Source organism: Pseudanabaena biceps PCC 7429, assembly GCF_000332215.1.
Classification (GTDB): Bacteria; Cyanobacteriota; Cyanobacteriia; order Pseudanabaenales; family Pseudanabaenaceae; genus Pseudanabaena; species Pseudanabaena biceps.
Genome location: NZ_ALWB01000219.1, coordinates 1 through 9,528 on the forward strand (window position 1 = coordinate 1; position 9,528 = coordinate 9,528).

A 9,528-nucleotide genomic window follows, 5' to 3' on the forward strand; every position below is an offset into this window, starting at 1 on the left:
CGCAAACCCTTTCTCCAAGCCCGTTTCAAATTATCCAGAACTCACGTTAGGATTAGCAATCCATGGGATGTAGCAACCCTCATTTCACAAAACCATTATCTCTCCCCGCCTAGCAGAACGTAAAATAGAGAGATACCTTATACTTAACTCAATACTTTTAGAAAAATGGTTACAACAACCGATATTAAGCCCGATACTAGCGCCCGCGATCTATTTCAGGCTGCTTACGAAAACCGCTATACATGGGATCCTAATTTTCCTGGCATGACCGCCAATGTATCCGTAGCAATTGATGGCGTGGCGAGAACTGGCAAGGCGAAGATCGCTCAAGATTTGTCCGTCGAGGTGAGTATGGACGAGCCTCTATTAATCGAACGTACTACCCGTACTCCTAGCGGCGAAGAAAAGACCGTATCTGTTGATGAAGGTCAGGAATGGCTCTACAACCAATTGCGTGATGTGGTAACACACCGCAAACGCAAGAGCTTTGAAGATGCCCACGGAAAATCATCCTTTAGTCTTGGGGAAACCGACGAATCTGGATCTGTCGAAATTTTGGTGACAGGTGATTCGATGGGATCAAACTATAAAGTACGTGGTAACGAGATCTCGATGGTCAGCCGTGTCATGGGACGAATTGGTTTTACGATCAATCACCTCGGACATTTAGATACTGGTGAAGGCTATGTGTCTTCTCTGTATACTGCGGTCTTCCGCAATCCTATGACCAATGAGATCGTACGTCAGGCTCGTTTTGAAGATACCTACGAGAAGTTGGGTAACTACTATGTAATGACCAAACAAGTCGTGCAATCCCACGAACAAGGTCAAACGAAAAACTACGAAATTATCTTTAGCGATATTCAGCTATTGGGCTAGTAAATTTACCTACAGCAAGTTTTGCGTAATCCAAAAGATGAGTGGCGGCGCTTCGCGCCGCCACTCATCTCTTAGATATAGCTGTCACCAATTGTACTAGGACATACAGCGCTTTGCGCTCAAACCCAAACCAAAGAGGTTTTTGAAAGCGTTGCAAAGCAACGCTTTCAAAAATCTCCTTGTGGTTCGTTTGATCGATAATTGCTGTAAACCCTAAAAGAGATGAGCGATGCAAAGCATCGCCCATCTCTTTTAGGGTTTGATTTTGTCTTAACATGACTAGTAACAGCAAATTATCATTAAAATTATCGTCAGATTTTTTAATGATAATTTACTTTAAGTAGCTAGGCATAAGTAAACTTAAAACCTAGAAGAGCGTACCGCCCGCGTAGCGGGCGGTACGCTCTCTGGTTTTGGTTTTTAATTATGCTTAGCTACTTAATAAGGCTGTAATAAGGCTGTAATAAAGCTATAACAACTAAGACGGTGGCACAAAATATGAGAGCCGATCTAGAAAGGTTATTAATTTCAGAAGCAGAATTGTTGGAATTGACAGGCTTTCCTTGCCAGCAAATTTTACAGCGACCTAAGTTAACGCCAAAGCAGATGCAGCTCCAACGCACGATCGCTTTGGCGATTATGGTGATTAACTTCATTTCCTTTACAAGCATTTTTTTACCCCCGTTACGAATTGCGGGAATTATTTTGCTGATCAGCTTAGTCTTGGGGATGTTGAGTCTAGCGATTGAGTTTGCGGAAGTAACGATGCTATTTTCTTTGGTTGGTTTTGGTGCAGCAATCTATTCCCTTTATGTTTTGACTGGAGCCCCCTTGGGCGTAGTGTTGTTATGTCTTGGCTTAGCTATTGTTAGTGGAATCTTGGCTTTGTTGTTGATGCGATTGATTGTGCAACAATGGCAAGAAAATAAAAATCGTCAGCGGCAAAAGGGAATTCCCCTAATAGTTTTACGTCTATTTAAGGAAGTTGAAAAGTGCAATCAAACAATTCGACATATTGATGTCTTTGATCGCCTGCAAGATGCAGGAAATCCCATTAAATTAGAGTCTAGAGAATTGGCGATCGCAGCTTTACGGATGACTCGTAATGATATTGTGAGAGCGCTTAAAACCGAGCGGATTTTACGAGAACATCCTGAGTTTCATCCCGATCGCTTTGACATTGATTTGAATGCTTTTACCGCGATCTCGATCAATGAACGGGCTAAGGAATATGGTCATATTTTTAATACGACCTTACAAATTGCGATCGATGTACAAAAAGCCATGTCTGAGTTACAGGAATTTATTTCAAACTAAGGCTATTCCTACAGCAATTTTTGATCAAAAGAACCACAAGAAAATTTTTGCAAGTGTTGCAAAGCAACACTTGCAAAAATTTTCTTGGTTTGCATTTGAGCGCAAAGCGCTGTAAGTAAGGGCGGCGTTTTACAACTCGCCTAACTAGAATAACTAATGGGTCGCTAATAGAACCATCGCTGTAGCTATGAGATAAACTGAAGTTAGAGTAGGAAAATATTATGAATGCTGAAAAAAAACAAATCGACACTTTAGATGAAAGTGAGCTATTTCGATTAGGGGGGAAAAAATCAAACTTGGTAATCGTGCCTGCGGAAATTAAATACCAACATATTAAGATTGAAGACTTCGATAAGCCCGTCCCTGCGATCGCTTATAACGGTAATATCTACAGCCTATTTCGCGCTAGCAATAATTGGTCAGAAGTAGAAAAATTGACTAGCCGTCTTTCTGCCGATTACATAATTACAGTTATTCCCAAAGGTTGGGCAATTTGGGTATTTGAGTATTAAGGACTAAGTAGCTAGGCATAAGTAAACTTAAAACCTAGACGAGCGTACCGCCCGCGTAGCGGGCGGTACGCTCTCTGGTTTTGTTTTTTTAATTATGCGTGATTAATTGCGCTGGGATATTAATTCGGCAAAAGCCTGCTCAAAATCTTCATGTGTAATCTGTAAATCTGCCAATAAACTCACATCACTGCGTTGATAGCGACGTATCGCAAAGATCGCCGCCCGATTGCTAAGAAAGGCTAGATCGGCTCCATTCCAGTTCTCAGTCTTTTTTGCCCAAAGTTGAAGATCGAGACTAGCGGCTAGGGGGCGATCGCGATTATGCACAGCCAAAATAGAACTGCGGCTATCGGGATCAGGCAAGTCTACGAGCAGATGTAGTTCGATGCGTCCTGATCGCAGCAAGGCGGGATCGATAAAATCGCGTCGATTGGTTGCCGCAATCACCAATAACCCTTCTGTTGATTGCAAGCCATCGAGTTCTGTGAGTAACTGACCGATTACGCGATCGCTCACTCCACTGTCGCCTTGATAGCTACCTCTAGCGGGGGCAAGGGTATCAATTTCATCAATAAAAATTACACAGGGAGAGGCTTGACGGGCTTGGGCAAATAACTGTCTGATCGCTTGCTCTGAAGCTCCTACCCATTTAGTCAATAGTTCCGAACCTGCAACGGCAATAAAATTTGCTTGCGCTTGGGTGGCGATCGCTTTGGCGAGTAAGGTTTTGCCCGTTCCAGGAGGACCATAGAGCAGTACACCACGGGTCGCCTTAGCAAGAGTATGGGCATAAAGGGCGGGATCGACTAAAGCCCCTGCTACAGCTTCTTGCAGAGTTTGCTTTACCTTGGCGAGTCCGCCGATTTCCGACCACTGGACTTTAGGAACCTGAATTTGCAGCGATCGCAAGACCGCAGGTTTGATTTGTTTCAGCGCCACCTCAAAATCTTCGCGATCGACATCTAGACGATCAGGAATCTCCGCAAGACTGGCTACCTGCCGCCGCAGGGCATTGGTTGCAGCGGCTTGGCAAAGTCCCTTAATATCTGCGCCCACATACCCATGGGCCCGATCCGCAATATCATCTAAATCGACATCCTCAGTCAAAGGCATCGATCGCGTATGGATTGAGAGAATTTCGCGACGCGCAGAGCGATCGGGTACGGGAAAAACGATCTCGCGATCAAATCTTCCCGAACGGCGGAGAGCAGGATCGATCGCATCGGGGCGATTGGTTGCCGCTAACACAATTACCCCCTTGGTTTCGGCAAACCCATCCATTAAGCCCAACAACTGAGCCACCAAGCGCTTTTCCACTTCTCCTTCCACATTTGCTCGATTGGGAACGAGGGCATCGATTTCATCAATGAAAATCAAACAGGGAGAAGACTTGACGGCTTTTTCAAAAATTTGGCGCAGGCGAGTTTCCGCTTCACCATAGTATTTACTAAGGATTTCTGGCGCGACGATCGCCATGTAATTTACGCCCAAGGTATGGGCTAGCGATCGCGCAGTTAGGGTTTTGCCCGTGCCTGAGGAGCCGACTAATAAAACGCCCTTGGGTGCTTCTAATCCCAACTGAGCTAAAATATCAGGACGTTTTAGGGGGATTTCGACCAGATCCCGAAGCTGCGCTAAAATATCGCCTAAACCACCTACTAATTCAGCGATCGCTTGCGGCTTTTCGTTGGTGGGGTGATCCTTTTCGGGCTTAACGATATCGGGAGAAGCGACTTCGCGATCGCTACCCGATACGGTAGTCACGCGAGAACGGGGAATATTACCGCGTCGGGGGATGCTGGATAGTGGGCGAGAGGTGATGTTTACTTCTGTCCGAATTTCGCCAGATTGCTGCTTCTCTTCTAGTTTTTGAGCAAGATCGATGAGTTGATCGAGGTTTAGTAACTGCTTGACATCATCTACTAAAGATTCTAAACCTTCTACTTTAAAAGCAAATTTATCCTTAAAACTATCTCTATCATTGCTCATCGATGCTATTTCCTATCGATCTAGACGATCGATCTCTTGATGATTTTGGGCGAGGTGACTATATTCTATGTTAGCGTTGATTTTAATGCTGATTAAGGGGCGATCGCATCAGCATAAAGTAGAAGCAAGTTTTGGCTTCACTGGGTGGCTACAAGCGACTAAGTAGCTAAGCCAAAGCCAGAGATCGGGCAGTACGCGCTCTGGCTTTGGGTTTTAATTATGCCAAACTACTTACAAACGCGACCATTTGCGCGACCATTTGTAAGACAGCTTTATGACAAAACTATGACAAAACTATGACAGCAGATATTTCCATTCCCAAACTATGCCATGTTTTTGTCTATGGCACTCTCAAACCCAATGAAGAGAATTATGCTCAATATTGTGCGGGTAAAACGATCGCCGAGCGACAGGCGATCGCCTATGGGGAATTGTTTTCTTTGCCGATGGGTTATCCTGCGATGATTTTGGGCGATCGGCAAATTCATGGTTACTTACTTTCCTTCGCGGAGGCTAGTATCTTAGAATCCCTTGACGATCTAGAAGATTATCAAAGCGATCGCACTGCCTCTGAGAATGCATATAATCGCTATGAGATAGAAACTTTTGATTTGGAAGGAAATTTGCTCACCTCGGCATGGGCATATTTCATGACCTTGGAGCAAATCACCAAGTTTGGTGGTGTCCCTCAACTTGATGGATGTTGGACTGGGCATAATTAAAAAACAAAAGCAGAGAATGGCGGCGCTATGCGCCGCCATTCTCTGCTGAAAATAATTAACGAACTTTGCCACGTTGTGACTCAGCGTCAATAGGCTTGAGCAGATATACCAATAGCAACTGCCAGAAAATCGCGATGAAGAGCGGTATTTTTTGAAGTTTTTTAATCCATTGGGGGCGATCGCTATTATCAATTGCCATCAGCTTGAAATTGTAATCAACACATTTCTCTAGTCTAGGGAAAAATTCGGGATGACTGGTATCCAGTACCGCAGGAAACGCACTAATGGCGGTATTGTTGGTGTTAATGACCACTTGCTTGTTATATTCACGCGCGTCTAAACCAATCGATTTATAAAAATCCGCCCGTTCAAATACGGTGATAGTATGGGTGGCAAATACCGTTAACAAAAAGAAACGCGCCCATAGTTTCGCTTTCCATGTACCCCATAGCGCTGGTTGCGATCGCAATAAAACCTTAAAGAAATCGCCATGACGATTCTCATCTTGGCACCAACTTTCAAAATATTTAAAAAGAGGATAGAACTGATTTTCTGGATGTTTCTGTAAATGATAGTGAACGAGAATATAGCGCCAGTAGCCAATTTTTTCTGACAAGTAGACAGAATAGATCACCCATTCAGGTTTAAAAAAGGTATAACTCCGCTTCTTGGTCATATTGACCAAATCCAGCGATAGATGGAAATCCTTCATCGCCTTATTGAGAAACCCCGCATGGCGAGCTTCATCCCTTGCCATCAAGTTAAAGGCTTCAGCTAAGAGCGGGCTGCGATCGCTAAGTTGACGCGATAGCTCTTTAAACAGGAGAAAGCCCGAAAATTCTGAAGTGCAAGAGCGTTCGAGAAAATCAATAAAAGTCGCACGAGTTTCACCATCGATATGTTCCCAAGACTGCAAGAACTCATCATCGCGTTTGTAGTGATAGCGATTGTAATCCGTGCGCAGTTCTTCGACCACGGCTTCTAGTTCAGCCTGCTGGGAAGAGACATCCATTTTGGCGACAGCATCATAGTCCGTGGTGTAAAACCTTGGTGTTAGTAGAGTTTCTTTAACAGGAACCTTAATGCCATCGCGCAGAAGTTCAGGTTCGGGGCGAGATTGAATGGAAACCATAGTATTAAAGTATCAAAGTATTAAAGTATTAAAGTATTAAAGTATTAAAGTATTAATTAGTTTGGATTTGAGCACAAAGCGCTGTAAGCCCTATTTTGGAGAAAATGAATCATTTTTCGGTCTTCGCCTTTAATATGATGTGTCAACCAGTCCGTGAGAAATTGCGTGATGTCGGTGGTGATGGTTACTGTGTGGCAATCGTGAATTTGCAATAGTAAACTATCAACGACAGAGAGTAGACGATCGTGGTTTTGTTTATGGCGATCGTAGTCGGGATAGTCCACTGCCATCATCAGCGACTCTTCCGATTGGAAATGCTCGATGGTGTGAGTTGCCAGATATTCCAACAACTCTTGCAATCGATAAATACTTTCCCGCGCAACTACAGCCTCATGGAGCGCATTTACAATCTCAAAGATTTGCTGATGCTGTCTGTCAACCTGTAGATTGCCAGTGAGGTATTTCTCTTGCCAACAAGCGATCGGGTTCGTTAAAGTAGTGGTCATGAACTTGATGAGTGAGGGAATGAAGGAAAGGGAGATTTTAGGGTTACCGATTTAAATCGATTGCGAGAATTTACCCTTCTCGTTTTTAGGGAGATAGCGATCGAACACCGAGGCAATATTACGGATGAGCAATCTTCCCGCAGGTTTAACTTCAATGCGATCCTGTCTCAGTTCAATTAAGCCATCAGCCTCTAACTGGCGCAGTTTCACACGTTCTGGAGCGAAGTATTTACCAAAATCGCGATCGCAGGTTAAGTGATATTTTGCTTCAATCTCTTGCTGGGATAGTTCAAATTGACACATTAATTCCATAATAATGGAACGGCGCAAGATATCATCGGCATTGAGGGTGACTCCGCGTTCGATGGGTAGTTTTCCCGCATCGATCGCTTTATAAAAGTCCTGTATTCCCTTATGATTCTGGGTATAAACATTTTGCAGCATACTGATCGAAGTCATGCCAAAACCGAGGAGGTCGGACTCAGGTTTGGTAGTGTAACCCTGAAAATTCCGATGCAAATTTCCTTCCCGTTGAGCGATCGCCAATTCATCATCGGGTTTAGCAAAGTGATCCATGCCGATGAATACATAACCATGACGGGTTAAAACTTCAATCGTCATTTCCATGATTTGCAGTTTATCTTCGGGAGAAGGCAAGGTTTCTGGGGAAATCTTCTTCTTTTGTAAGGGCTTCAACCAAGGCACATAGGCAAAATTAAATACGGCAATGCGATCGGGATCGAGGGCGATCGTTTTTTCTAAGGTTTCATGGAATGTCTCTAAGGTTTGATAGGGCAATCCATAGATCAGATCGACATTCACTCCTTCAAAGCCGACCTCACGCATCCATTGCATTCCCTCAAAAAGCATAGTTTCGGGCTGAATGCGATTAACCGCTTCTTGCACTTGGGGATTAAAATCTTGGATACCGAAACTAATGCGATTAAAACCCAGATTCCTTAATCCTTGCAAATATTCCTTAGTTAGCGATCGCGGATTGACTTCAATAGATATTTCCGCATCATGGGCGAAGGTAAAATGACCGTGCAAACAGTCCCATAGACGTTCCACTTGATCAAAGGAAAAATAATTGGGCGTACCGCCACCCCAATGCATTTGCTGTACAAGGCGATCGCGATTTACCGTAGCGGCAACTTGGGCAATGTGGCGCGTGAGGTAATCTAAATAAGGCTCCGCAATTTCCTTACGCTGACTAATTACGGTATTGCAGCCACAGAAGTAGCAGGGAGCATCACAAAAGGGAATATGGGCATAGAGGGATAGGGGGGTGTTTTGTAAATTTCCCAAGGCGATCGCGCCCCGAAAATCAAGGGAATTAAAATCTTCGCTGAGTTCCGTTGCAGGTGGATAGCTAGTATATCGGGGTACGGGTTGATTGTATTTATGTAATAAATTAAGATCGAATTTAACTGTTTGCGATAATTTGCTCATCCACTCAATCTCTATATTTTTTATACTATATTTTTTATATTGGTTATGCCAATCTCAATGATGGCTACGCCATTTTGGGAATCTCGAAAGCTTAATAGGATTGTTTTCGCTGATTTGTCTCAAGCGGCATGACTGTGACGCTCGGTGCTACCGACCCGATCCTGTTTGGTGAGTAGTTCAAAGATATGGGGATCGAGTACGGCTCGGAGATCGGCTTCTAACTCGTTGACCACATTCCGATTGAGGGTAAAGGCGTAGTTTGCCTCGGCAACAATTCTCAAGATCGTTTCCTCATCCACAGCAAGAGCGTCTAAGGTTTGGCGATACTTCTCTTTAAAAATTTTCTTTGCCTCAATAGTTGGCAATTGCTCGAACTCATAGAAATCCGTACCGCGATCGCTTGGTAAATCCAGAGCTGAACGGATAATATGTTTTAAAGCCTGTCCACCCGAAAGATCGCCCATGTAACGCGTGTAGGAATGGGCAATTAAACAGGCAGGATCGGTCTTGGAGAGTTCGAGAATGCGATCAACATAAACCTGTCCGGCCGCCAATGGAACAATTTGCGATCGCCAGTCTTCACCATAATAATAAGCCAAGTCCCGTTCTAGGCTCGACTGGCGATCAATTTCTGGGAAGTACATTTGACCGACGATCGGATGATGCAAATGGTGTTTTAATTCTGCTTCAAGCGTACTATACACAAGATAAAGATTAGCTAATAGTTTTCTAAAGGGAACGACTTCGACAATCCCCTTTAAAAAGCACTTCATAAATGCAGTATTCTCGGCAGCAGTATGCGATTGTTGTGTGCCTTCGCGTAGACGGGTAGCTAGGTAACTAGTCATCGGCATTTACTTGCTTAACTTCATGCCTGCATCCTAATCCTTATACCTATATATAATGTCAAGCAAAGTTTTGTATCGCACCGAAAGAGCTAAGTACCTCAGCATAATTACAGCGCTTTGCGCTCAAACCCAAACCAAGGAAATTTTTGAAAGCGTTGCTTCGCAACGCTT

General features: G+C 43.9%; 9 protein-coding genes. 4 read left to right on the forward strand and 5 right to left on the reverse strand.

Features of this window, described 5'->3' with window-relative positions; translation table 11 throughout:
- Window positions 1-165 precede the first annotated feature (165 nt).
- From PSE7429_RS18750 to PSE7429_RS18765, 3 genes are all read left to right on the forward strand, one after another.
- Entirely contained in the window at window positions 166-879 is a 714-nt protein-coding gene (locus PSE7429_RS18750; RefSeq protein WP_009628902.1) for a DUF3386 domain-containing protein, read from the forward strand.
- 486 nt (window positions 880-1,365) lie between these two features.
- The gene (locus tag PSE7429_RS23870) at window positions 1,366-2,196 is read left to right on the forward strand and encodes a hypothetical protein (RefSeq protein ID WP_144052541.1); all 831 of its coding nucleotides are present in this window, start codon (window positions 1,366-1,368) and stop codon (window positions 2,194-2,196) included.
- A gap of 221 nt (window positions 2,197-2,417) precedes the next feature.
- A complete protein-coding gene (locus tag PSE7429_RS18765; protein WP_009628905.1) occupies window positions 2,418-2,708 on the forward strand; it encodes a hypothetical protein in 291 nt (96 codons plus the stop codon).
- A 102-nt stretch (window positions 2,709-2,810) separates the two neighbouring features.
- Here PSE7429_RS18765 and PSE7429_RS18770 read toward each other — a convergent pair whose 3' ends face one another.
- Window positions 2,811-4,697 (reverse strand): AAA family ATPase, encoded by a 1,887-nt coding sequence (locus PSE7429_RS18770; protein WP_009628906.1) that lies wholly within the window; start codon window positions 4,695-4,697, stop codon window positions 2,811-2,813.
- Between the two features lie 296 nt (window positions 4,698-4,993).
- Between PSE7429_RS18770 and PSE7429_RS18775 the strand changes: the two genes are divergently transcribed.
- Window positions 4,994-5,419 carry a gamma-glutamylcyclotransferase family protein gene (locus PSE7429_RS18775; protein ID WP_009628908.1) on the forward strand — a complete coding sequence of 142 codons (426 nt, stop codon included), beginning with the start codon at window positions 4,994-4,996 and terminating at the stop codon, window positions 5,417-5,419.
- Between the two features lie 55 nt (window positions 5,420-5,474).
- On the opposite strand, the gene acsF is transcribed toward PSE7429_RS18775, so the two are convergent.
- From acsF to PSE7429_RS18795, 4 genes are all read right to left on the reverse strand, one after another.
- The gene (gene acsF / locus PSE7429_RS18780) at window positions 5,475-6,551 is read right to left on the reverse strand and encodes a magnesium-protoporphyrin IX monomethyl ester (oxidative) cyclase (protein WP_009628909.1); all 1,077 of its coding nucleotides are present in this window, start codon (window positions 6,549-6,551) and stop codon (window positions 5,475-5,477) included.
- A gap of 56 nt (window positions 6,552-6,607) precedes the next feature.
- Complete coding sequence (locus PSE7429_RS18785; RefSeq protein ID WP_009628910.1) at window positions 6,608-7,057, reverse strand: bacteriohemerythrin; 450 nt, start codon at window positions 7,055-7,057, stop codon at window positions 6,608-6,610.
- A 51-nt stretch (window positions 7,058-7,108) separates the two neighbouring features.
- The gene (gene hemN, locus PSE7429_RS18790; protein WP_009628911.1) at window positions 7,109-8,509 is read right to left on the reverse strand and encodes an oxygen-independent coproporphyrinogen III oxidase; all 1,401 of its coding nucleotides are present in this window, start codon (window positions 8,507-8,509) and stop codon (window positions 7,109-7,111) included.
- Window positions 8,510-8,628: 119 nt separating this feature from the next.
- Complete coding sequence (locus PSE7429_RS18795; protein ID WP_009628912.1) at window positions 8,629-9,357, reverse strand: biliverdin-producing heme oxygenase; 729 nt, start codon at window positions 9,355-9,357, stop codon at window positions 8,629-8,631.
- Between the last annotated feature and the right edge of the window lie 171 nt (window positions 9,358-9,528).